The 23,511-nt window shown below is 43.6% G+C and carries 16 protein-coding genes and 1 tRNA gene; 5 read left to right on the top strand and 12 right to left on the bottom strand.

Annotated elements, in window-relative coordinates; translation table 11 throughout:
• Positions 1 to 65: 65 nt before the first annotated feature.
• Complete coding sequence (locus tag GFB57_RS01605) at positions 66 to 1,085, bottom strand: NAD(P)-dependent alcohol dehydrogenase (protein WP_003025878.1); 1,020 nt, start codon at positions 1,083 to 1,085, stop codon at positions 66 to 68.
• Positions 1,086 to 1,319: 234 nt separating this feature from the next.
• Between GFB57_RS01605 and GFB57_RS01600 the strand changes: the two genes are divergently transcribed.
• The 3 genes from GFB57_RS01600 to GFB57_RS01590 all read left to right on the top strand — a co-directional run bounded on the left by GFB57_RS01600 (position 1,320) and on the right by GFB57_RS01590 (position 3,236).
• A tRNA-Leu gene (locus GFB57_RS01600) sits at positions 1,320 to 1,404 on the top strand.
• Positions 1,405 to 1,603: 199 nt separating this feature from the next.
• On the top strand, positions 1,604 to 2,860 hold the full coding sequence (locus GFB57_RS01595) for an integrase arm-type DNA-binding domain-containing protein (RefSeq protein ID WP_047715695.1): 1,257 nt from the start codon (positions 1,604 to 1,606) through the stop codon (positions 2,858 to 2,860).
• 73 nt (positions 2,861 to 2,933) lie between these two features.
• Positions 2,934 to 3,236 carry a hypothetical protein gene (locus tag GFB57_RS01590; protein ID WP_038636812.1) on the top strand — a complete coding sequence of 101 codons (303 nt, stop codon included), beginning with the start codon at positions 2,934 to 2,936 and terminating at the stop codon, positions 3,234 to 3,236.
• Positions 3,237 to 3,618: 382 nt separating this feature from the next.
• Here GFB57_RS01590 and GFB57_RS01585 read toward each other — a convergent pair whose 3' ends face one another.
• From GFB57_RS01585 to GFB57_RS01535, 11 genes are all read right to left on the bottom strand, one after another.
• A complete protein-coding gene (locus GFB57_RS01585) occupies positions 3,619 to 4,326 on the bottom strand; it encodes a hypothetical protein (protein WP_047715697.1) in 708 nt (235 codons plus the stop codon).
• A complete protein-coding gene (locus GFB57_RS01580) occupies positions 4,323 to 5,039 on the bottom strand; it encodes a hypothetical protein (RefSeq protein ID WP_165458943.1) in 717 nt (238 codons plus the stop codon). Before GFB57_RS01580 ends, GFB57_RS01585 begins: the two co-directional genes overlap by 4 nt.
• 6 nt (positions 5,040 to 5,045) lie before the next feature.
• Positions 5,046 to 7,010 (bottom strand): BREX-3 system phosphatase PglZ, encoded by a 1,965-nt coding sequence (gene pglZ, locus GFB57_RS01575; protein ID WP_165458944.1) that lies wholly within the window; start codon positions 7,008 to 7,010, stop codon positions 5,046 to 5,048.
• A gap of 2 nt (positions 7,011 to 7,012) precedes the next feature.
• The gene (locus GFB57_RS01570) at positions 7,013 to 9,811 is read right to left on the bottom strand and encodes a helicase-related protein (RefSeq protein WP_165458945.1); all 2,799 of its coding nucleotides are present in this window, start codon (positions 9,809 to 9,811) and stop codon (positions 7,013 to 7,015) included.
• A 6-nt stretch (positions 9,812 to 9,817) separates the two neighbouring features.
• Positions 9,818 to 12,634, bottom strand: a complete 2,817-nt coding sequence (locus tag GFB57_RS01565; RefSeq protein WP_165458946.1) for a DNA methyltransferase — start codon at positions 12,632 to 12,634, stop codon at positions 9,818 to 9,820.
• A 48-nt stretch (positions 12,635 to 12,682) separates the two neighbouring features.
• A complete protein-coding gene (locus GFB57_RS01560; RefSeq protein WP_047715704.1) occupies positions 12,683 to 16,408 on the bottom strand; it encodes a DUF6079 family protein in 3,726 nt (1,241 codons plus the stop codon).
• Positions 16,405 to 16,923 (bottom strand): BREX-3 system P-loop-containing protein BrxF, encoded by a 519-nt coding sequence (gene brxF / locus GFB57_RS01555; RefSeq protein ID WP_265094940.1) that lies wholly within the window; start codon positions 16,921 to 16,923, stop codon positions 16,405 to 16,407. The genes GFB57_RS01560 and brxF overlap by 4 nt, the downstream gene beginning before the upstream one ends.
• A gap of 158 nt (positions 16,924 to 17,081) precedes the next feature.
• Complete coding sequence (locus tag GFB57_RS01550) at positions 17,082 to 17,729, bottom strand: hypothetical protein (RefSeq protein WP_028016402.1); 648 nt, start codon at positions 17,727 to 17,729, stop codon at positions 17,082 to 17,084.
• Complete coding sequence (locus GFB57_RS01545) at positions 17,730 to 18,452, bottom strand: hypothetical protein (RefSeq protein WP_028016401.1); 723 nt, start codon at positions 18,450 to 18,452, stop codon at positions 17,730 to 17,732.
• A 304-nt stretch (positions 18,453 to 18,756) separates the two neighbouring features.
• Positions 18,757 to 19,314 (bottom strand): inovirus-type Gp2 protein, encoded by a 558-nt coding sequence (locus GFB57_RS01540; RefSeq protein ID WP_165459071.1) that lies wholly within the window; start codon positions 19,312 to 19,314, stop codon positions 18,757 to 18,759.
• A gap of 615 nt (positions 19,315 to 19,929) precedes the next feature.
• The gene (locus GFB57_RS01535; RefSeq protein ID WP_028016397.1) at positions 19,930 to 20,766 is read right to left on the bottom strand and encodes a hypothetical protein; all 837 of its coding nucleotides are present in this window, start codon (positions 20,764 to 20,766) and stop codon (positions 19,930 to 19,932) included.
• A 461-nt stretch (positions 20,767 to 21,227) separates the two neighbouring features.
• Between GFB57_RS01535 and GFB57_RS25840 the strand changes: the two genes are divergently transcribed.
• Positions 21,228 to 21,626, top strand: a complete 399-nt coding sequence (locus tag GFB57_RS25840; RefSeq protein WP_049016523.1) for an AlpA family phage regulatory protein — start codon at positions 21,228 to 21,230, stop codon at positions 21,624 to 21,626.
• A 101-nt stretch (positions 21,627 to 21,727) separates the two neighbouring features.
• Entirely contained in the window at positions 21,728 to 23,359 is a 1,632-nt protein-coding gene (locus tag GFB57_RS01525; RefSeq protein ID WP_165459072.1) for a YfjI family protein, read from the top strand.
• Positions 23,360 to 23,511 lie beyond the last annotated feature (152 nt).

Below are 23,511 nucleotides of genomic sequence, written 5' to 3'. Positions count from 1 at the left end.
GAATTTTACCTGCCTGGAATAGCGGGGAGAATAGCCGGGAAGCTTACGCCTCCCGACAAAGACGATCAGAAGTCGGCTTTCAGCACCACGCGGTAGCGGGCTTTGCCGTCACGCACATGCTGTATTGCTTCGTTAATTTGCGACATCGGGTACAGCTCGGTGGTAGGCGACACCTTGCTGCGCCCGGCAAACTTCATCAGCTTGCGCAGCTCGAATGGCGTCCCGGTCGCCGAACCGGAGATGCTGCGATCCCCGGCAATTAAGGTAAACGCCGGAACCGGCAGCGGCTTCAGCACTGCACCGACGGTATGGAAGTTACCGCCGTAGGCCAGCGCTTCAAAATAGGGCTGCCAGTCGAGATCGACGTTAACCGTGTTAATGATGAGATCGAACTGGCCCGCCAGCGCTTTTAGCGCATCTGGATCGCGGCTGTTGACCACCTTATCTGCCCCCATCGCCAGCACTTCCTGCTCTTTCGCCGGATTGGAGCTGAACGCGGTCACTTCGCAGCCCATCGCGTGTAACAGCTTAATGGCGATATGCCCCAGCCCGCCGATGCCGATCACCCCGACGCGGCTGGTGGCGGTGATATGGTGCATCAGCAGCGGTTTGAACACCGTAATGCCGCCGCACAGCAAGGGACCAGCCGCCGCCAGATCGATGCTCTCCGGTAGCGGGATCACCCACTGCCAGTCGGCCCGTAGCTTCTCGGCAAAGCCGCCGCGATTGAGAATAGTGGGAACGGAACCTTCCAGGCAGTTGATCTGATTACCGCTGATACAGGCATCGCAGTGCCCGCAGCTGCGTGCCGTCCAGCCAACGCCGACGCGTTGACCAACCTTCAGACCCTTATCCTGCGCCGCGCTGCCGAGCGCCGCCACGCGACCAATCACCTCATGCCCGGCAACCAGCGGATACTGAGAGAATCCCCATTCGTTGTCGATCATCGACAAATCAGAATGGCAGATACCGCAGTAATCGACCTGGACTTCGACATCTTCCGGCTTGAGCTCGCCCGCATCATATTCATAGAGTTCGAGTTCGCTGCCCACCGCTTTTGCAGCGTAGCTTTTTATCATCGACATCGTGTTTCCCTCAGTGTGGTGTTGAACTGGAAGTGTAGAGCATGGGGAAACGGGACGCTTCGCAGAAGGGGGGATTAAGAAGGGGGGATTAAGAAGAGGGTAAACTGTGATGATGGTTACAGGTAAGAAAGGTAATGCTGAAATTTTCAACACTTAGCGAGCCAGACACACGCTGGCGCTTGCATGGTGGCGCACGACAGGTATAATCCACAACGTTTTCCGCATCCCTTCCGTGCCGGAGTGGCGAAATCGGTAGACGCAGTTGATTCAAAATCAACCGTAGAAATACGTGCCGGTTCGAGTCCGGCCTTCGGCACCATCGGAACATCAATAGACGTCAACGGACGTCTTTTTTTGTGCCTGAAATCCAGTATCCGCAAGGCTTTCCTCGCTTTTTCACTCAACCGACGTCAATCTAAGTTACCCCACATCAACATGCTTGTGAGTATAGAACCGAGTATATATGCTGGTTCGATAATGCTTATATACTCATGGCAGCATATGGAAGGAATACCATCATGGCCTTGACTGATACTAAGGTGCGTTCGGCAAAACCTGAAGCAAAGGAATACTCGCTAGTAGACGGCGATGGCATGTTTATGCTGATACACCCTAACGGCTCCAAATATTGGCGCTTTCGTTTCCGCTTTGGCGGTAAACAACATCTGATGGCATTTGGTGTTTACCCCGAAACGTCACTGGCTGATGCTCGTCAAAAAAGGGAAGAGGCCAGGAGGCTTGTTGCTGCCGGTGTCGATCCTCGTGAGCATAAGCGTGCAGTAAAAGAAGAACAGGCTAAAGAGGTCATCACATTTGAATCTGTTGCCAGAGACTGGCACGCTAGCAATCAAAAGTGGTCTGAGTCGCATAGTGGCCGTGTTCTTAAAAGTCTGGAAGATAATCTGTTCGATGCGATTGGTAAGCGAAATATCGCTGAGTTAAAGACCAGAGATTTACTTATTCCTATCAAAGCCGTAGAGATGTCTGGACGTCTTGAAGTGGCGGCGCGTCTACAACAACGAACGACAGCAATTATGCGGTTTGCAGTGCAGAGCGGTTTAATCGATTACAACCCTGCACAAGAGATCGCTGGAGCGGTTGCCACAGTAAAAAGACAGCACCGTGCTGCATTAGAACTTAATCGCATTCCTGAACTGCTTCATCGTATCGACACATATACCGGCAGACCATTAACACGCTTAGCTGTGGAGCTGACGTTGTTGGTCTTTATTCGATCTAGTGAACTGCGTTTTGCACGCTGGTCAGAAGTCGATTTTGACACTGCAATGTGGACGATTCCCGGAGAACGCGAGCCATTGGAAGGCGTGAAGCATTCACATCGAGGATCGAAAATGAGGACCCCTCATCTTGTTCCTTTATCCCGCCAGGCTCTGACCATTCTGGAACAGATCAAAAGCATGAGTGGAAATCGAGAGCTGATCTTCGTTGGCGATCATGATCCACGTAAACCCATGAGTGAGAACACGGTGAACAAGGCGCTGCGGGTGATGGGCTACGATACGAAAGTTGAAGTTTGTGGGCATGGCTTTAGAACCATGGCATGTAGTTCATTGATTGAATCGGGGTTATGGTCGAAGGATGCGGTAGAGCGGCAGATGAGTCATCAGGAGCGTAACTCTGTGCGTGCGGCTTATATTCATAAGGCCGAGCACTTAGGGGAGCGTAGACTTATGGTGCAGTGGTGGGCGGATTATCTGGATGCTAATCGGGATAAGGGGATTAGTCCTTTTGATTTTGCTAAAGTAAACAAGTAAATGTATCCGGGTAGCGGTTGCTACCCGGATACATTTATTTGAATTGGAACATTAACTTTTATGGGCGAAAAAGATGAAGCTTCTTAATACATATGAAGATAAAGATGAAGCAGAGGATGCATTGGCTAAAATATCTGGAGAGAAGAGATTAGCAAGCGAGCGCGATAGCACAATCGTTATTTATAATCTCTTTGGTACGCCATCATGGGGGAATTTCTATAAACTAGGTATGTTTAGCCTTCCTGAACTGCAGGGAATGTTGGAACTACGTAAAGCAGGGCAACCTATTGATATAGCGAAGCATAATGAATACATTAAAACGCTCGGCTATGTTGCTCGTACATTTGATTTATCCATTCCAAAACATTGGTTGTGAAAAAGGCCGGTTAACCGGCCCTGTTATTGTAATCTAAAAAATCGCATGTTTTATTTGTTTATAGTATATTTTTTGGATTCAATAACTTAGGTGTATTAATTGAAGATTGCTATACCTAACGTTGAATTCTTATTGGAGTGTATATAAATGAATCATCTTTGTTCAGTCATGATTTATTGTGAGTGATAAAGAGAAATCTAAATTGTGGAAGAATTAAATTGTTATTTTAAATAAATGTTTATAGTTGTTGGTTTATTGATAGCTCATTATTTCAAAGATGAATGTTCTATTTTTATCTGGTTACACATACTTGGTTAGTTTCCAAAAGTTATACTAACCAAGCATGTGATAGATGTGATATTAAAATTTAACAAAATTATCATCATAGGAAAATAATGGCATCATTAGCCTGGTGATGAACATCTAGTCGTATATTAGACGATAATCTGTTTTCATTGAAGTTTATATCGAAGGGGAACCAAGCAGGGTCATTAATAATAGCAGACATGCTTTTGCTAGAGTTTCCTTGAGCCCTCACTGATACTTCAGTCAGCCAGGCGATAACGTTATCGTGATTAATCGCAATTGATTTTCGCAACTGGTATGTGCCTGATTTAGGGTTAGATAACAAGTCTAGATTTATTAAGGTTCGAACAACAAATTGCATACAACGCTTGATAGTTGAAGTATCCCCATAGCTTTCAGTGATGCGTTGCTCTAATTGATTGTAAATGAACAGACCTTCATGCTTGGTCATTCTACCAATTTGTATTACGATATTATAAAAGAAGGGGTATTTGACAAGAATCATTCCCCAATGAATAGCTATATTTATTTCACTGTGTTCAATGAGCAATTTACAGGCGTCGGAATGAAATGCTTTAGGTACCGATTTCGACTCTGAATCCCAAATGCCAAAAAGAAGATTTCTGGTTTTATCTTGTGCTACTTTGCTGTCAAAACTAGAGGCAAGTAAACTATCAATTTTATTTTTTAATGCCTGCCCGTGAATCCCATTCGCCGACCAGGATGCGGTTTGAACAAGCCAATCCATCTCTAAATGCCGATTGAATCCAATAATGGGTTTCATGAGTAAAGATTCCTTTTGAAAACAACTATTGAGTTTCCTTGCTGCAAGTATTCAAATGTTGATACATCAAGTGTATTCAAGTTGATATCAATTTGAAATGGGAAGAACACTTGATCAGCTAATACTTCATCAAGACTAATGCTAACTTTGTTCAATGAAATCATAGCAGCGGTAGTTAACCAATTTGCTATATAGTTGCTAACTTTTTCTTGAATTGGAACGACCGAATATGATGTTAGTTTATCACTTCTATCTATCACTCCTAACTCGATCATAGTCCTTAAAACAGCACTTAGCGCTCTACTGGTTGCTTGTGTCTCGCCATATAACATACTCATTCGGCGAAATACTTGAGAAAAGGTAAATGCGTCATTTAACCTAGCTTGTCGGCCGATAAAGCGAGCGACTTCAGCAAAGAAAGGTTTTTTTGCAATTAACATTCCCCAGTGAATAGGTAATGAAAATGCATCAATCTCTTGATGTAATTGAATGCTTGTCTCAAAAAAAACATCTTTGTTTTTGGGTCGCATCCAAATTGAGGTTAATAAATTTCGAGCTTTGCGCCGATTTTCTTTAGTTGCTATATACGTACCAAGAAATACTTCCAAGTTTTTATTTAATTGCACACTATCTGCTTCGCTAGCAACCCAGCGGAGCGTTTGTTCAAGCCATTCTTTCTCGATATGACGGCAGAAACCTGGAGTTTTAACCATAACTAACTACTTTTTGTTAACAATAATGAAAGGCACTATTGCCTCATGGAGGCTGATTCCTCCATGCCCTACAACGACGTCCCCTTTACTTTTAAAGGCTTTATCAGAGTAGGCTAGCAAAGGGTATGTTCCTTTTGGCAGGCCCATCTCAGGACCGGGCCATACTATCACAGAATCTTGATAGTTTGCAGCAGAGCTGTCTCGCAAACTGGGGTCATTATATATTCGTACTCGTTCTCCTCGAGTCTCAGCTTTGACTCCTTCATTGATATAACCCATACCAATAGCCTCTTGATTTCCATGGTCTGAAGTAATTATAACTTCAAATCCATTGTCCAGTAGATCTGAAATTTTTTCTTTGAATTTCCATTCTGCCAACCAGCTATCAACTACTACATTTAAGCCAGCCATTCCCATTTTCATACCGTGCATCTGTTCATCGATAAAGTTTATGACAAAGCCGGCAATTTTAACTGATAGCGACCCAACTAGTGATTGCCAATCATCGACTGAATAGTTCTCAATTTTCTTTGCATACTTAACTTCTCGTTTGTCTAAACCTTTATCAAGCCAATAATTTAACCATAGTTGCTCTTCTTTGCTTGTAGTCAGTAATGACTCGCTAAAGCAAAATGGACGTTTCCCTGAGAATAAGGCTTGACGTGAAATTGAAGTTATGGTTGGCACCCATGCAAAACAAGAATGCTCTTCTATTAAAATATTCTCGGAGATTTGTAATTGCTTACGTATTAATGGCCATTGACGAGCGCCCATGCCATCTAAAACCAGCAAACAAACTTTATTCCCTGAGTCTATTCTACGTGATATCCAATCTGGCACTTTATGTAACATACATGGGTATCGAACGGTTGGTATCGCTTGTATCTTCATAAAGTTGATTTGTAACCAGTGCTGAAATAATTCATCAACATTAGTGTTTAATTCTTTAATGTCATCAAGCAAAACTTCAACGGCAGGAAATTTTTTATTTTGATAAAAAATTGCATTCATGATACCAAGTGAACGAGACTGTTCTAACCAAAAATCTGTATTTGCCTTTTCTTCTGAGTATTGTCTGAATAATTTTTGAGCATTATTAAGTAGGTGTAGTACCCGTTCATGTTCTGTTATTTTGGGTTCTTTTAATAGAGCGAATGATGCCCAGTGCCCAAGCGGTAAATTATTTATCGCTACTGGTTTTATAATGCCTTCAGCAAACAGGTTATCAATAAAAACGCGAACATCACCATCGGCAAAAGGAATAATTAGTTGAGCGTCTGGTCGAAACTTAATGGATGTAAGACTATTTTCTTCATTGTGTAAATATATTTCCCATTGCTTTTGAAGGAAATCAAAAAAATAACTTTTATTGGATATTAGTTGACTAACATTCCATAAACCAAAACTCGGCACTAAACTCAGTAGATAAATTAGTCTCTTTTCAATTTGAACCGGCATTTCAATACCGATATAATGCTTTCTAATCAACAACCTAACAAGATCCGCACTGGATTGGATCACCTCAGGTGCAATTCTATATATATGGCGCAATAAAAAATCCAGACTGGATTGTGGGCTAAGCCTACCCGGTGAAAATAATTTCAGCGCATCCATGACTGACTGATATAACGTAGGAGGTATTAATCTTAGAACATTTGAATCAATATCCTGGAAAAATTCTGATAGATAGAAATCAATCGTTTTTGACTCATGTTGAATATCATGAGGTATAAAAATATCACGCCCAACCACCAGTCGAATAAGGAAAGATATTTTATTCTCACCACTACGCCATGTTTCATAGGCCAGACGTAATGCTAATGGATCATCATCATCAAAAATGAACGCATTTTTTTCTTGAAGTGAGGTTGCTATTACAGGCTCGTATAGTAGTCCATCTGGATCGTTTATGATGTAAACAAAAGCTCCATCCAAATTTATTTTATGAATAACGTCATCCTGCCAGGTCATATTCATCCTTTAATTTCAATAATGGTGTGTAAAACCATGTCAGGAATCACTCTGCGTTTTTTATCTATATCCTGGAGCCACAGAGCATATTCACTACTTAATTGACGCAAGCGAAATTGGCGAACCTCTGGTAATCCAACTCGTTCTACTGCTTTTTTTCTTGCATTAAATGAGTATTCACCTTTTTCAAACTGGTTATCTAAATCGGTCTGATTGGCTGTTAACATGCTTTCGAAGATAGCTTTTCCTTCCTCTTGTGCCACCTTATGCATAAGGGCATAGATCGACTGATGTAAAGAAGACTCGACTGCCAAGTCTTGAGGTAAAATCTCAAATTCTTTACTACAGACAGCATCCCAGACTCTTTGGGATGCTGTTGCGTAATATTGACCGTTAGGCTTGATATAGACTGGCATATATTGGCAGCGTCGCTCATGGCCTGCCACAAGGCGGATACTCCATAATGCCCAATAACCATTTGCTCCGGCTGGTAGTGACTTAACAGCAACACTAGGGATAGGTTGTGCTTCACTCCAGACAGGTAATTGACTACACAGTCCTTTTATCTTGGGGTTTTCGAGCGTTAGATGCGTGAAACTTGGCTGTTGCTGGGCGATTTTCCCAATAAAGGTTATTCCACTCCATGTTGCACCATCTGGCCAAGTTAGAGTATGACTCCCATCAATTTCGTCAGTAAAATCAGCTGTATGTTGCATACTACGTTGCCAGCGCAAGTAACTAGCGACCATGCTCTGTACCCAATAGGGGAGTGGGTGGTTCAAGGTTTGACGATAGTCCTCAGCAGATAAGGGATCTCCGCCACCAAACAGGGCATCCTGTTGCCGCTTGTCCACAGCACCGTCTCTTAAGGTGGCGAGGGCTTTAGCTAACTCCTGATCCATTAAAGCAGGATCAGTGATAGATGTGATAAACAACTCATCAAACAGATGATTAGCATCAGAGGAATCCAATACATCGCTGGTCTTATCAACGCCGAACTCGTCGAGGATAATCTGTAACTTCGCTTCGAGCACTTCGCGAACTCTGTGCTCAACGGTATCTTCGAGCACAAAGTTCAGTGCGCGAACGATATGCTGTTGGCCGATACGATCAACGCGACCAATACGCTGTTCCATGCGCATCGGATTCCATGGCATATCGTAATTAACAATCACATGGCAGAACTGAAGGTTTAGACCTTCTCCGCCGGCATCAGTTGAAATCAGAATGCGAGTATCACTGGCGAAAGCAGCTTGTACCTTTTTACGATCTGACAGATCCATTGAGCCGTTGAGACTAACGACACTGATGCCTCGTTCAACAAAGAACTGCGCCAACATTTCTTGGGTCGGCACAAACTCTGTAAACACCAGCATCTTCAGATATGGATCTCCCTCTTCTTGCTGCAGGCGGTAGAGCCAATCGAGCAAGGCTTCGGCTTTGGCATCATTTTCGGCACTTACACATTGCTCCGCTAACGCTAGCAAACGGCGCACTTCGTTTTTTTCATTCTCCAACGAGGTTTGGCACTGAGCTAATAATTCGTCCAGCTGGGTTTGACCATCCAGATCCGCCCACTCATCGGCAAACGCCAAAGGTAATTCTTCTTCTGCCCGCTTATTTTCTAGTACTTTTAGCCGACGGGCGAGGGTTCGTGCGATGGCCGCACTACTAGAACTCACCAAACGCTGCATTAGTATCATCAAAAAGCCAATAGCATTTTGTTGCTTGGCTTGCGCCTGGTTGTAGCCTTCTTTAATGTACTCAGTCACCTCTTCATAAAGGTGACGCTGTAATCCATGCTGGGCTTGCCAGGCAACGGCAACCATTTCTGTTTGCCGAGGACAAAAAAGTGGCTTACCTTCGCCATCGATGGCGATCCGTTTTTCAGTACGCACCACAAATGGCTGGACCCGCTCTTGTGAGACCGAGCTTACATCTGGAAAGGCTTCGGCATCGAGCAGTGCCATCAAACGGTGGAAAGCATCACTTTTGCCTTGATGTGGTGTAGCGGATAATAATAATAAATAGGGAGCAGCTTCGGCCAAACCTTGGCCCAGCTTGTATCGGGCGACCTGGTCGGTGCTACCGCCGAGCCGATGGGCTTCATCAATGATGATAAGGTCCCAACTCGCAGCAAGCAGGTCATCAAAACGAAGCTTGTTGTACTCATTAAGTTGTTTGAGTGACCACCCTTTGCGGCTTTCAATGGGCTTGATACTGTCGACAGGACAGACAACTTGATCATAACGCGACCAGATATTGTCATGTTCATTCTGTGGTTTTTGTTCACCGGGCAGCATCAATTGGAATGACTCGTTAAAGTGGGTCTGCATTTCACTTACCCACTGACTAACCAACCCTTTAGGTGCACAAACTAGAATTCGCTTTACCAATCCGCGCAACTTCAATTCACGCATGACCAGTCCAGCCTCGATGGTTTTGCCCAGACCTACTTCATCAGCAAACAGATAGCGCACCTGTTTTTTGCTCATCGCCTTGGTAAGCGCCTTCAGCTGATGCGGCAAAGGAATGACATTCGATTCTATTGGTGCCAGTAAAGTATCTTCCTGCTGGACGTTGGCAATTTTGGCGGCAGTGGCCAAGTAGCATAACGTATCAGCCGTCATGATGGTCTGTACTGGTTGGTTGTAGAGATCGGTGTCTAAAACCTTGAGTACTACATCTTGTTGCTGCAACCAGACACGATAAAACTGCTGGCCCCAGAGGCCAGCAGATTCAATCACTTTGACATATTGTTGATGGGCCTGACTCCAGGCCCAGTCTCCTACCTGCCACATGGAGAATCACCACTCGTCATTAGTATCGGGTTGGCTCAATGTAATCGCTTGGTCATAATACATCAGCAATATTGGATCCTCTTCTAAAATGTTATTTGGCAATTTATCAGCGACAGCGATCAAGGTTGCAAACTCCTGTAGTTCCCATAGCTTCTTAAAACCGATACGTACTGCCTCGATGCGGAAAACTTTCAGCTTCTTCTTGGTATCTTTGTAATCTTCAAATTCTTTAAGCAAAGATTTTTCACGTAATTTTTCCAAGTCTCCAGCTTTATTAGGGTCAGGTACATACCAACGATCCTTAGCCTTGGCGATTAAATTGGGATCATCTTTCTCTAGATTGCGCAGCTCTTTCCAGTTGCTGGACAGATAACTATGGATCTGATCTGGAACCTTATCATGGCCGTCATAGCATAAGAAGTTTTGGTTTAACAATTCACGAAGATCTAATACGACCTCATTTTTACTCCAGCTACTTAGCTGTTGCATAAATTGTGGGTTTATATCTGAAAAAATAAGCGGTTTATCTTTTAACTGTTGCCGTAACCAATCAATGGCTGATGCTTCATCTTTAACAAATAAGGAAGCTTGAGTTAATTTCCCAATAGATGATTTTTTTCTATCATATTCAGCTGCTTGCTCGGGTAGAAAATACATACCATCTCGTTCAATGAATTTTGAATTCAAATATAAATGAAACTCTTGTGACGACATAGGTATCGACATATTTTTTTGAACAAACAACGCAACCATTCTATCAAAAAGAATTCTTGGATCTCTCTCTGTGATAAACTCAAGACTATTTCCATTGACTCTTGTTACAGGAATATGATTAAGATGCATTGAAATGAATTTCCATACAGAGTTAGTGTCGCCAGAGTCGGAAATGATGGTATTCTCAAAATCGCCGCTTGGTTTATATGCTGTAATGACAAGATCTTGTTTCACAGCTGTAACACCAATCATGGAATGCATACCTCCCCTTGATTTGTCAAGGGCCGTTACGGTTGCAATAACAAAGCCTGCTTCAGTTAGTGCAGTTTGAAGGCTGTTCCATATACCCGCTTTAGTATTTGAAAACTCGACAGTAATCCATCGACCAGGTTTTAATACCCGATAATATTCTGTGAAAGCATGGCGTATACCATTCTTATAAAAATGAACATCTTTATTCAAAACCTCATTTACGACTATGTCGTCGACGGATTTAGAGAATAATCCAACAATTGATTCTAGAGGTTGATTTAACTCTGAATACTGTATATTACTTCCAAAAGGAGGATCAGTGAAAATATAGTCTACGCTGTTATCAGGGACGGTGATCTTTCTTGCACTTGAGGTTCCAATATAACTAACCTTATCTTTTACGATCACATCACATGCCGATAGTATGTCTTTGAGCTTCTCTCTGAAGAGCTCAAATATATTCATTTCGCAAAAAAGATTCGGGAGATAAAATGTATTTGCCATAGGCCCATTTACACGCCCATTTGGGTTGTGGTCATTAATTACAAATCTATTTCTTTTCGTACCATTTCTATCAGCAAAAGATGTGACGACAAAAAGAAGAGCTTTTTTTATTCTATCATTAAAATGAGAGTTTTCTATATTGAAAATAAGCGAGTATATTGCCTTAAGATTCCGCCATGTATAAAAATGATGAACATGAGTAACATTCCTTCCCTCAAATGCATCTCTTTTATATCTGTCTCCTTTAGGTAGCTCTACTGTATTAATAAATTTTATGACATCATCAAATGATAGTGATGAGCTAGCTAAATGAATATCATTTACTGTTGGTGTTGTTTTTTTCTTTTTCCCATTATTATCATAATAGTTTATTAATACTGGCGTTTGCTTTGGCATTTTTATGGTTTTCTTAAGAATGTAGTCAAAGCTGCTTTCAAATGATCTAGTCAAATTTCGTGTGTTCTGTTGCGCGCCGCAGTTGGGGCAAGGGAAAATTTTCTTTGCCTCTCCAGAACCTAACTCTACCGCTTGTGACCAATAACTGTATTCAAAGCTACAATCACCACAAATGTATACATCACTCCAAACAGAATAATTTATTAACCCTCTGAAAATCCCACTGTCATCAAATGAGGAGTATAGTTCTTTCTCGATATTAGCTACTTTATTTAAAAGTATATTTGCTGCATCACTTAGTTCTGATGCGGCTGGCATGTTATTCAAGTTGTAAGATATAAAAGTTGCAATTGGAGATAGGTCAAATAAAATTGCATTTCGTGATCCTAAAATGTATTCATTCCCATTAGAATCGATAGCTTTATTATTATTAATCTTAAGATTTAACGATTGTATTTCATTTGCGTCACCGCAAGCAGCAGCGGCTACACCAGTCATACCCGTACCACAAAAAGCGTCGAGAACTACATCTCCCGGCTTGGTATAGTGCAACAAATATTTCATGATCGCACGATGTGGAACTTTTGTATGATAAGTATGCGCATTGTAAATAGCATGGCTCTTTACATCTTTCACATCTAATGACAGAGGTTTTATATCATAAGGAGCATCAACGTCAGATCCTGAGCCACAGTGAGAAATTAATTCCTCCAAAAATGGATTTGGACAGGCAGTATAATAAGGAGGATCTGATAGCTCCATTATCCGATTATCACTACCTAGTGGAAAACCATCTATTTTGTGGAACTCAGGGTCTTTGAGTTTTTCAGCTAATAATGCTAAAAAATATTCTCGGCGAGCCTGATCATTCGCGAAAGTTTTTCCTAAACAAGTTACTGGACATGATGTTTGTGTCTGCTGTGAGTTATTGTTCGAAAATAAGCTGTCTTGTTGCATGGTGCTTCCTATTGGGGGTACGACATAAATCGTACCCGCCCGTGTAAATTAATCGATAATGATACGAACTTTATTGATATCTTTACCCTGACAAAGCTTGTCGAGTAGCCGATTAAAGCGCTCAACTATTTCGTCACGACTCTGAGGGAGACCTTGGCCGAGGGCACTAATAAGTTCGTCTGAGTTAATTCGTAGCTCTTCCAACCCTGCGAGCACTAGATTTACCGCTTGCACAAAGGTGGAGTCCAATAATTCGGGCAACTGGCCTTGTTGGATAAAGTCATGAATTAACTGTGCCTGATTGGGTTTGAGCAGGCCGAGGTTAATAAACGGATCATCGAGTAGACTATTCAGGTTACTAAGCCAATCGCTTTGTAAACTGTCTAGCCGTTGTTCTAGGTTATTTAATTGTTCACTGGCCGGAGCCTTGCTGCTCTCTTGACGAGCATTGAATTCTACCGGATTGGCATTCATTGCCAGCTGTTTGGGATCTATGGGCTTAGCCGGTTGTAATTGTGCCGCATCTTTACGCCAATCAGCCAGCTGTTGGGCAGGGAGTAAGGTGATGCCACTCAATATATCCAGTTCTGCAAGACGTTCGTCGCTTAGCAGTTTGGATTTAGTTTTCTCTTCTCTACTGTCAAGACGCGCCCGAATATAGAGTTCAATATAGTACTTCGCATAATCCGTTTTTAGCCCAGACAGAATAGCGATCTGCGTTGCTTTGAAGTTCTCATCACATCGTAATGATGGATCCGCAAAACCTTGTCTTAGCCCATCTCGAGCCAATTTCACTTGTTCTTGCCATATGTGCTGCTCTGGCAGTACCAACTGAGCCTCTTTGAGGTAAGTGCATAATGGGGTCAGATCGTTAACTGCCGCCTTGAGTTGCAAATAATTTCGCCATGCGTGAAGCATTTGCTGGAAACAGGCAATTTCTGAAGCCGTCACCTTGAGGTTTTTCAGCTTACCTGGTTTGTCATAGCGCTGGATTGTTTCCAGAAAGTTTTTCAGCTCGGTCAATTGTGATGACAGCGTTTGCTCTTCACTTTCTTCCAGTACCGATTGTCCCCATAACGGCAAGCGTTCCTTGACACTCTGTTGTCCCTTGACGAGTTCGTTAATCAGCAAGTCTGTGCGCTTTAACATTTCGCGCACTATGCTCTCATCTCCTTGCTGGATCGAGGTGGCTAAACCGTCATTCATGTCCAATAGGGTGAGCAGGGATTTTAATGCGGTGACATTAAAATCTTTGGGCGCTTGGATATGTTTGAAGTCTTTCAGAACATCAAATGCAATGGATTTGAATTTTACGGCATCGCTGGCTGTAAGGGTGTGGCCGACGACTACTAATTCAAGCTCGCCGCTATAAACCAAACATGCGATCAGAACTAGCAGCCATTCCGGTTCTAGTCGGAAGCTTTCTGGTTTAAAATAGAGTCGGGAATTGATGGCCTCCAGCAGTTCTGCCTGATTGACCACTTGGCCTTGTGGCTTGCTTTGCAAAACAGCTAAAACGGCTTGGGCATAGCGTGATTGTAGCGGGGAAATTTTATCGCCATCCAGTAATTCAAGTGCGTCAAGGACGGCATTAGCTCGCTTGGTCGCAGCACCACCGGAGACAACACTTAACGCATCTTTGGCTGCGCTTTCTATGTTTTCATAGGTGATCCACTGACTAAAAGTAGGATACTCGGGTGCTAATGAAACAAAGTGATTAGCCAAGATATGACTGGCAACGGATTCAAAAATATCCTTGAGGCTGCCAATTTGGCTATCGCCCAGCCCAGAAATGTTGCGGACAGAGGTACCTTTAAGCCAGTCCATCATCGGCTTGCTTTGCCCATTGTATTGGGCAATGTAAGCATCTTTGAACTGGCTTTTTAGCCAAGTCTGCATCTCTCTCAGATAACCATCCGCCTTAAGTTTGTAGACATTCTTGGCGTTACCTGTAGCAGAAGCATGCAAATCGATAGCGGCTGCATAGTAGTTCAGGCTGCGATCAAATTCACCATCAGCATTTTGCAGTATAAATAGCACTTCATCGCTGCGGATGTGCTCTTTTTTTTGTTTTGGCGGGTTGTATGGCTGTATAAAGTACATGTAATAATCGAGCGGCGGCTTGGCTGTTTCTCGCTCATTAGGTGAGCCTAAGAACATCCATCCTGGACGATTAACATTGCGATCCAACCATTTTAGTTCGTGCCGCCACATCTGAATATTGGGTTGCTGCATATCAGTTTCTTCCAGGATCTGCAGCATAGCTTCACGATAGGCACCGTTACGACTATCATCCGTAAGCAAGGGAATCTTGTTTTCGATGTAAGCATCAAAATCTTCAGTCTTTTTCAAATCCAAAAAGAACTGATCGTTTGCCTTGTTCTTTGAAAAGAACTGGCCATTGACGGTTTTTCGAATCTTAGTCAATACAGCAACAATCTGAGTTTCCAGATTTTTACTCTTTTCTCCAGGCAGTTGCTCGATACCAGGCAGATAGAGACAGAGTGAATCACGCAGTTCGGCGGCAGTTGCTCCCATCTCGTTATAAACATCTCCAACAGTCAAACGATGAATTGCCAAACCGGCTACCAGGCGTTTGGCAAAGTCTATTTCAGTTGCGGTTGGATAGGCTTGGTCAATACGAGTAAACAGGGTTTCACCGACATCAATGACCTGACCTACATCTGGATTGGTCTTGGCGCTGGGATCGCTTCTGAGTTCATCCCAGTAGGTGTCATAAGAAAATACACCTGGCTTATCAAGGGGAACTTGTTGCTCCATTAAAGCTTGCATCTGCCGCGAGAGGCTACGCAATACCTGTCGTTGTTCGATGCCTGCACCATGAACTCGCTCGAAAGTATTGATGTAGTCAGGATGAACAGGGAACATCCGAACAAATTCGTCGAGTCGTTCATTCATGCGATCAAAACAAGACGTGAATTGTTGCAGATACTCACGGATCCAGTGCAATTGCTGGGCATCTTTTTTGAGCAAACGTTCAGCGACCACATATTTGATATCGTCACGTGTGATCAATACCTGCTCTGCACGGTCACGAATGCGTTTGACTTCCTGCGTAGCAAAAGCTAATTGAGTGCTGTCGAAAATGGCTTCCTGAACGCCACAAATAAACCGGAAGCGTGTGCCATCAATTACTTCTCCCATGACGCGCATCATCGCCATATCCAATGGTAGTTGTTGCTGGTTCCGTGAGCGCAGGTAGTCGAGGATTTCATCACAAATCAAAAGCAAACCTTGATCTGGATAGCGTTGATGAAATAGCGCCATCATCTCTTCAAAGTAGGGTTTGTGATTGGATGAGATTTCATCCATAGAGGGGAATTGATAATCAATCCCCATTTCCGCCAAGCTGGAGGTCAGGTTGTCTGTGACGATATCAGCAAAGGCTTTTTTGCTAGCCCCGACCTCAAAGCGAATGACTTTAAATTTTCCGGCAATTTTGCCTGCAGCGTGGCGAACCTTGTCGTTAGTAATATATTTTGCAAGTTCTGGAAACTCAGCAACTGCCGAGATCACTGACATCAGGTGTGATTTACCTGAGCCGTAGTTACCGACGACCCAGAGAGATTTGTTATCAACTGATTCTTCAAACTGCAACTGGGGAATGATGATGTCCGCCAGTTTTAGTGCCATCTTGTCCGAGATAACATAAGACGCCACCAACTGCTGAGCTTTGTGCTGTTCAGCAGACTCCTTAAGTTTGATGATAGTTGTGACGGGCTCAAATTGAATGAGCTCTCCGTACTTTTTCATTTATATTCCCTCTGCTCAACAAAATGAATGATCGGCAGATTTGCCAGCTCATTCGCTGTGTAAGATTGATAATCGGCCCTTCCCGGAACTGAAAAGGTTAAAAATTGTTCTGTAAGCTGCCCTGGCCAAACAGCGATGATAGGCTTGATACGCGCTAGCTCTTGTAGCTGGCGTAAAGGATCTAGTTCTAGAGATGGCTCAAATAGAACTTGAATCCTGTCAATCCATACCACTTCAGACGCTATGCAATTTAGCACTTTAGCGAGGATATCTGGTGCCTTACGGGATCGATCACCACGTGATAGCGGAAGCAAGTGTTCACATAGCTCTTCAGATAGCTCGAGCAACGTTATCTCTTCTGGCAGATGAAAAGGCAATATGCCTTGTTCAGTTGAGTTTACGATTAGCACCAGCGAGCTAGCCTGGTCACACAATCTCAAAAGGGCTGAGTCGGTTTCCTTAAGCAGATCGTAAGTCGAGGATACGATTGTAGTATGGATGTTTTGACCAATCATTTATCTGAAGTTTTAACGTGAATTGATGGGCATATTCTAGCGAGTTAGTAACTGCTTGTCTCAATAGAAACAGAGCACACTGATGGTCATACGTACTACTGTTTCCATTGGTTTTAAGGACTGGATAGGGGCTGGCCGCCATGAGGGCAAACAAAAATCTACTCTTTTGAGGCCAGTCTAGGTACCAGGAGGCATTCTCTGTGCTCCGAAATTTTTCTCACCAACTTATCAGTGGCATCATCATGAGCAATGTCCAGAAGCGGCACTGAAAACCCGATACCTTGGATTTGGTTATTATCAGAAAACTGTATCTTTGAATTCGCATCAGGGTAGCCATCATAGCTGGTCCACATTTCCTCTGGCGATGAGTATGTTGCATCATCGTTCACAGCAGAAAAGAGATAAATATTCAGATAGCTTTTGGCTTCTTCAACTGATGTTTTTAGCTTAGTTGCCAATGGTTCTTCGTCTTTAGGGTACATCAACACGCGCTGCTCATACTCCAATTCACTGTCTGTGACCAGTTTAAAATCCAGCACATAGTCGCTTATCGCCATCGGTGAATTGGGTTGTTCCTGTTTACTAAATACAAACGAAACATCCATCATCGGCAAGTAGTCCCATGTCCAACTCTCCAGCGGATTAGCTCCGCGACGAGGAGGTTTACTGAAACTCCATGTATCCCATAGCAAAAATGATGTTCCCATTTTCTGCGCAACTTCATTGATCATCGGCAGTATTTGTTGGTAATACGCTCCGCAAATGCGATGGGCCTGGCGGACTTGAGCAAATGGGTCGTGAGTCATTTATTGTTCCTTCAAAAATGAGTATTCAGAGGGCAGCGGTGTTTCTGCCAGATATTGATGAAATCGCTGCCAGGGAAGCAAGGGGGCCCGGATGCCGTAGAGCGTGAGCGCTTTCAGGCAATCCGCAACGATGCGCTTATCTTGCGGAGCTTCCCATTCCGAGTGCTGAAAGATCTCTCTTAGTCTACGCCATTCCATGCCATGAAAATCCACTTGAGGAAACTCTGTTTTTAATTCGCTAAACCAGTCTTGTGCTGCTGTGGGTAAATTACCCAGAGCCAGAAAATGGACAGCAGTTTTGGCGTCATCATCATGTAAATAGGTATAAAGCTCTTTTCGCCATTGCTGCTGATATTGCATCCCACCAGCCGGTGGTTTGACTTCAACGATCAACGCTGTATGTTCAAAAGTGATCACGAGATCGGGCTCGGCGAATCTTTCTTGGCCAGAAAGGTTAAGCTTCATCTCATCTTCTACTTTCTTGGGAAAAGCATATTTTGGCCAGAAAGTGATGGATTCAAATTCTCCCCAACTGCCCCTATTTATCCCCAGTAATGCTGAAAAGAAATGATCCATTGCGCTAGGTGATAAATAGTTAATGCGGCTCCAAATTGCTGCTGTCAGTAAATCTTCATAGGACTGAAAAACTGTTCGCCAGCTTTGCGGTATCCCTTCATTGAGCGTTATTCTGCCCGCTTTCCCTTCCAGAATGGCATTTAACATCTGGTCTTCCTTAGTATTCAGTAATTCAATAAAATCGGTTCGTTAGTGTTTTCTCAGATGTTTACTCTTACCCGCTCCAGCTTCACCGTCAACTTCTTTATCATCTATCCAGATGATCGTCCCACAGTCCCTGCATCACGTTGTAGTGATGACATCAAAATTCGGTCATACGGACGCGATAGCAAGGTGAATATAACCGGAAGTCAGATTGCGAAGGTGGGGCAGAGAAATTGTCTGGTTTTCAAGCTGAATCAGAGAAGGCTAATACGACTAGGACTACGCGCTATGGATGAAGGCATAATTATCAGGCTATTGGGCAACTCCGTGCAAAACAGACAGGGAAGGTCATTCGCAACGCCGCTTCCTGAAGAGATGCATAGTGCTTTCCGAAAGTTGCTGGCTCCGTTCTCTCAGCCCGGTATTCCGCCATTTCTATTAGCATCCCGTCTGGCTCCACTTCACTCCATGCCGCAGTCAGCAACGCTGTCATTGCCTGCATCCCCTCGGCTGGGGAAGCATCATATCGGGGGTAATAGCACACAGCGAGATTGAACAGCAGTATCATCCGACATGCAGATGTATTTCTCTCCTCCCAAAGCCAGCGCAGAAGCGTGGGTTGTGACGGTTTTCCTGTACTGAGCCGCGCTTGTATATATTTCCCAATACGACAATAGGTTTCAGCATGAAAGCGCAGCAACTGAGCACGATTTTGTTGTGAATGCGGATTGGCATGCTGAAGTGTAAAACCTAGCGCTGCGAGTCGTGGATAATGATCCGTGGCCTGCTGCAGCGTAGCCCGGATAAGCGAGACGTTGGCATTGTCAGCCTCACGGGATGTTTCTGGTTCACCGTAATAATTCATCGATTTCTCTTTCTTCGGAAAATGGGGAGGGGGCAATGGAAAAGCGGTGCGGATGGCCGGATTGCGAAAGGTGCTGCTTTTGTGTGGGTTTGCATGTTGGCAACCAAGTGAGGTGGCTTTATTCAGTTGGTCAAGCGCCCTTGTTCGCCAACCCTGCCGATCAGCGCTATTTCAGCCTTCATGGAAAGTGCCCAGGTACACTCTCAGCAGGGTTGAAAAGGATCGTATTTAGCCACGTTTACATATTGCGTATTCTCCGTGAGTTTCATTTCCGACAGGCATGGGAAATACCCGGCAGGGGAAACGTTGTCGAGTATAGATGGAATGGAAGAACATAGGATTAAAATGTCAGCCCATCCTGCAGATGGGTAAAGGATGCCACAGAGGCGTATCAGGCCCGCAACAGGTTGCTCGGAAGATTAAAAAGATGATGACTTTTTCATAATCCCGCGAGTGTGCAAGTGAAACACCTGTTCACTCGAAAAATACGGCAATTAATACATGATAGCCGCTTCATATTCGTAGCCAGTAAGTACATATCCTGAATCACTGAAAAAATTCCCCGGATAGTATTATTATTTACCGACGATGTTTTGGAGGTGAGTATGCTCAGCGTTATTTGCGCACCAGTCTTTTTATCAGGGTTTTAAAGTCCGGATTCTTTGCATCATACCAATTTTTAATTGAAGAGGAAAAATCTTCACGCCCGGACATGATTTCATTATTAAGCTTAAGCAATTCCTCATTTAACCGGCTTTGAACCTCGGTATCTGATTTGAACATTCCCCCGCCAGAGTTAATGTACCACTCTTCAAGCAACCACATTGCTTTTAATTTGAATATCCCTAAGTCTTTATCCCTTTTTTCAAACTTTTCATAAAGCTCATTTTTATACAGCATTGCCGCAGCCCAGCCCCGGAACTCGCCCTGATGCTCAAGTGCCTCAGATAAAGCATTCTGGTATTCCAAACGTGTGCTTTCGTTTTTTAGGCAGTGATAAGCGATAAGAAAAAAATAGCAGGATGCTTCAAAAGCGTCAGCTGGCTGGTATTTTTCAAAGCTTTTAATACGATCCAGCCCTTCAGATATTTGCTCTAACGTTGTCAGCTTCTCAAGCAGGTAAGAAAAAAAATCATTCGCGTCCCACTGATTTTCAAATGCCGCCTGTTGCAACGGAGTAATACAGGTTGATTTATTATCTCGCTTTCTGATGTTTAACAAAAAATAACGCCAGACATAATACTGTTCATACATATGAGCAATAAATCGCTTTTCTGCTAGGGTAAAATCGCCCCATACCTCCTTCAAAAAGGCACCATTGAGAAGAAGCGTGGATAAACCGGGATGAAGGCCGAACTCCCGAATATAAAAGTCGGTGGGGGATGCCTCCCCTCGCTTGCTCAGTTCATCCCTGTACTTTCGAGCCGATTTGAGACCTTTTTTGTCAAACATAGTCACATTCTCCCTGTCTTCTTTGGTGTTACCACAATTCTATCCAGGCGAAGAAAAAATTACATGCTGTGTTAAGCGACGATTCCAGATAGCAGCTCACCAGAAGGGAATACAGCCCAATTTGAATACTCTGAATCCATCGCTGGATATCTCTCAATCTTCAACCGGACTGAGTCATGCCAGCCATTGTATCGAGACCCGATGCCGGAAGGTACCTGATGCTTCACGGGCTGAGGAAGAGCTCAAAATTGATGGATGCTTACCATTCAGCCTGTACGCCATCGGAGAGCATGTTAAATGATTGTTCCAGTCCATTACATGTCACAACAACCAGAAATGCGGCAGGCGGTAAAAACGATAAAATAAACTGAATTCTGGCCAGTAGACCGCAACCGGTCGAGTTTTGTAGATTTCCTCTCATCCGGAGCAGAGTGCTCCTGATAGTCACCTGGAGGAAGAAAATGCATCAACATCACAGTAGCAAAACACGGATGAGTGAACTGGCCAGCTCCATTTCCCGCCATCTGCATTCTGTCGACTCTGTCTCTCAGCATAAGGAAAGTCAGACTGAGGAAAAAAGCGTCTTAACTGACCTGGAAGGGGAAAAATGCTCTGCTCATAAAGCAAAAGGCCCGAACACTGAAGGTGATAAACAATCCCAAAATCGTGTTATCTCGCCGGAAGAAGATCAGCTTATTGACATGAAATACATCACAGCACATAGCGGGCTTAGTGATAAGTATTTTTATTCCATTATCAGGCGCGGCACGTTTCCCCGGCCAATAAAACTGGGGCGTTCATCACGATGGAAGAAAAGTGAGTTTGACAAATGGATCGAAGAGCGTGTCGCTGCCAGATAATAACCTGGTAAGTATACACACACACTAAATATTAAATACAAACAAAATAGAGCCAGTGTTATATGGCTGGCCCGATTACGTCCTTTGCACAGGAGCCATAAATGAATAATCAGACCAACTATTCTCGTGTAAAAAGCCAACCTAATATGCAGGTAAATAATGCAGTAAAAGAACACGGGGAGGCTTTCCCTGTTCATTGTTTAGATGAACGATTAAATAACACGGTTGAGCGTGTACGCCTGCTCACAGGCATGCCAGGAGAGTTGATTGCAAGTGCACTGCTGACAACCCTGTCGATTATCTGCCAATACCTTGCGCGCGTTGAATCGCCTTATACAGGGGCATCAGGCCCCTGCTCTTTATATCTTCTGACGCTGGCTGAGTCAGGTGAAGGCAAAACATTTTTGTCCCGGTTGTTTATGAAACCAGTTCACCAGCAGCTTGAAAAAATGAAACAGGAGTACAACAGGCAGCTTGCCAGATATAAAAATGAGCACCGAATCTGGAAAACAGGACTGCAGGGACTTAATGCAAATCTCAGGCAGGCTATAAAAAAAGAGTGTGGCGCGGAAGATGCTCATATCCAACTGGATAAACACTATAAAAGTGAACCCGGACGACCGGTAGAACCCAAATTTATTTATCAGGATGTCACATTCAAAGCGCTTATTCAGGGCCTGAGTCAGCATGCTGAAGCCGGCATTATCATGGATGAAGCGATACCTTTTTTTAAAAGTGGGTTAAAAAATCATTTGGGGCTGTTGAACACGGGATGGGACGGCGGAACCTACTCTTTCAACAGAGCGGATGGTGAGAGCCATGAGCTCCCGCTAAGTTTGATGTTTTCATTGTTGATACAGAATGATGTTTTTATGGCTTATTTAGAAAAAAATGGGGAGGTTGCAAGAGGCAGTGGATTTCTCGCCCGCTTCCTTGTTACGCGGGTAAAGAGCTCAATAGGCCAGCGTAATCATCGTATTGATGAAGAAGGGCTGAATGCCGTATTAACGCCTTTTTATGACAGATTGTGGGAGTTGCTGGAACTACTGGAAACGCGTTTTTATGATAATACGATCCCTAAAGACCTGCTAAAATTATCTGATAGCGCGAAAAAAGTCCTTCAGGAAAAACAATGTGAAATCGAACGAGCGATCGCACCTGGCGGGCGGTATGCACATATCCGTGATTTCGCGTCGAAAGCAACAGAGCAGGCATTAAGGCTTGCAGCAATAATGGAAGTGGTTTCTGCCAAACCGGCAAAGAACGATTTAACCGCCGATTTGGTCTATACACAGATTATCAACGCATCACAAATAAGGAATGCACTGATAATAGTAGAATGGCATCTGCAACAGGCTAGTTCGCTGTTTTATCCAATGTCAGAGGAATTCCGGTTTGAATCCGATGTCAGGGCACTCTGGTGCTTTATTAATAAAAAAATTAATCAGGGAAAGGGTGTTCCATTTCCTAAACATGAACTACTCCAGTTTGGCCCGGGACGCCTCAGATATATCGATAAATTAACCCCCGTGCTGAATCAACTTATCAATCAGGGACTGTGCTGCATTATAAATATCAACCATTCCAGTGCGCAGTATATTGCCGGAATATTTCCAAATGGTTCCGTAAGTCTGGGTGGGTATATTTTATCTTATTCGATAGTGCAATCACGCGATTATTCTTGTGACAACGTCAGGTGGGTTGATTTATCCGATTTGCCGGGAGGTGTCTGAGTCGATTAAGTGGGGCTAACGTTCAAATCGACATGCAAAGGGACACATCCGGAAGCCATGCTGTCACAGGAATCATGCTTGACCGCTGGTTGGTAAACAATCAAAGATAATTGTATCTATTTTTTTAGTGCTGCTGAAATTGCTATTTTAGC

The organism is Citrobacter sp. S39 (assembly GCF_009495675.1).
Classification (GTDB): domain Bacteria; phylum Pseudomonadota; class Gammaproteobacteria; order Enterobacterales; family Enterobacteriaceae; genus Citrobacter; species Citrobacter freundii.
The sequence above is the reverse complement of the archived record's forward strand: the minus strand, read 5'-3'. Positions and strand labels throughout refer to the sequence as shown.

Excerpts from the sequence above, each read along its gene's own strand:
- GFB57_RS01525 (WP_165459072.1), top strand. The coding sequence starts at position 21,728 with ATGAATAATCAGACCAACTATTCTCGTGTAAAAAGCCAACCTAATATG.
- GFB57_RS25840 (WP_049016523.1), top strand. The coding sequence starts at position 21,228 with ATGCATCAACATCACAGTAGCAAAACACGGATGAGTGAACTGGCCAGC.
- GFB57_RS01585 (WP_047715697.1), bottom strand. The coding sequence starts at position 4,326 with ATGAAACCCATTATTGGATTCAATCGGCATTTAGAGATGGATTGGCTT.
- GFB57_RS01590 (WP_038636812.1), top strand. The coding sequence starts at position 2,934 with ATGAAGCTTCTTAATACATATGAAGATAAAGATGAAGCAGAGGATGCA.
- GFB57_RS01605 (WP_003025878.1), bottom strand. The coding sequence starts at position 1,085 with ATGTCGATGATAAAAAGCTACGCTGCAAAAGCGGTGGGCAGCGAACTC.
- pglZ (WP_165458944.1), bottom strand. The coding sequence starts at position 7,010 with ATGACCTGGCAGGATGACGTTATTCATAAAATAAATTTGGATGGAGCT.
- GFB57_RS01565 (WP_165458946.1), bottom strand. The coding sequence starts at position 12,634 with ATGCAACAAGACAGCTTATTTTCGAACAATAACTCACAGCAGACACAA.
- GFB57_RS01550 (WP_028016402.1), bottom strand. The coding sequence starts at position 17,729 with ATGACTCACGACCCATTTGCTCAAGTCCGCCAGGCCCATCGCATTTGC.
- GFB57_RS01570 (WP_165458945.1), bottom strand. The coding sequence starts at position 9,811 with ATGTGGCAGGTAGGAGACTGGGCCTGGAGTCAGGCCCATCAACAATAT.
- GFB57_RS01540 (WP_165459071.1), bottom strand. The coding sequence starts at position 19,314 with ATGAATTATTACGGTGAACCAGAAACATCCCGTGAGGCTGACAATGCC.
- GFB57_RS01545 (WP_028016401.1), bottom strand. The coding sequence starts at position 18,452 with ATGTTAAATGCCATTCTGGAAGGGAAAGCGGGCAGAATAACGCTCAAT.
- GFB57_RS01595 (WP_047715695.1), top strand. The coding sequence starts at position 1,604 with ATGGCCTTGACTGATACTAAGGTGCGTTCGGCAAAACCTGAAGCAAAG.
- GFB57_RS01580 (WP_165458943.1), bottom strand. The coding sequence starts at position 5,039 with ATGGTTAAAACTCCAGGTTTCTGCCGTCATATCGAGAAAGAATGGCTT.
- GFB57_RS01535 (WP_028016397.1), bottom strand. The coding sequence starts at position 20,766 with ATGTTTGACAAAAAAGGTCTCAAATCGGCTCGAAAGTACAGGGATGAA.
- brxF (WP_265094940.1), bottom strand. The coding sequence starts at position 16,923 with ATGATTGGTCAAAACATCCATACTACAATCGTATCCTCGACTTACGAT.
- GFB57_RS01560 (WP_047715704.1), bottom strand. The coding sequence starts at position 16,408 with ATGAAAAAGTACGGAGAGCTCATTCAATTTGAGCCCGTCACAACTATC.